Origin of the sequence: Novosphingobium sp. BW1 (assembly GCF_008107685.1) — a bacterium.
Classification (GTDB): domain Bacteria; phylum Pseudomonadota; class Alphaproteobacteria; order Sphingomonadales; family Sphingomonadaceae; genus Novosphingobium.
The window spans coordinates 1-424 of the sequence record NZ_VIRF01000093.1 but is presented as its reverse complement, the minus strand read 5'-3'; the positions used below and the strand labels follow the sequence as shown (position 1 = coordinate 424).

General features: G+C 63.9%; 2 protein-coding genes. One reads left to right on the top strand and one right to left on the bottom strand.

Going from position 1 to position 424, the window contains the following annotated elements; genetic code table 11:
• Positions 1-129, bottom strand: a 129-nt coding sequence (locus tag FMM79_RS22335; RefSeq protein ID WP_148629213.1) for an NAD-dependent epimerase/dehydratase family protein, incomplete at its 3' end; no start/stop codon positions are given.
• On the opposite strand from FMM79_RS22335, the gene FMM79_RS21650 reads away from it, so the two are divergent.
• Positions 128-424 (top strand): hypothetical protein (locus tag FMM79_RS21650; protein ID WP_205466751.1); only part of this gene is annotated, 297 nt, incomplete at its 3' end. The two genes, FMM79_RS22335 and FMM79_RS21650, sit on opposite strands and share 2 nt — an antisense overlap.

Below are 424 nucleotides of genomic sequence, written 5' to 3'. Positions count from 1 at the left end.
GACGCCGCACAGCGATTCCACCTGCTGCGGCCGCCGGCTGAACACGGTCAGCCGGTGCCCGGCCTGTCGCCAGCGGGCGCACAGGCGGCGCCCCATCAGGCCGGTACCGCCGGTCAAGAGAATGTGCATGGCTGTCTCCTCGTTTTGCCTGCGTGCCCTTTCAGTCTGGACCCTGGACATCGATCTGCCCGATGACCGTGCATCCTCCCCCCATTCCAGCGTTATCCTGTGGATGGAAGATCCGTCGGCTCCGGCCGGGGAACCCTGGCGTCGTTTTCGACTCAGCCAAGGAACAGGGCTTGCATCGCACTGGTGCCTTAGTGAACGGCGCCAGCCGTCTATTCTTCAGATAACTCGGTTGATACTTCCGAACGGAACGTCTGAAGGTTCGACAGGCCAGGAAGCGAGCCGTGCGCCGCAGGCG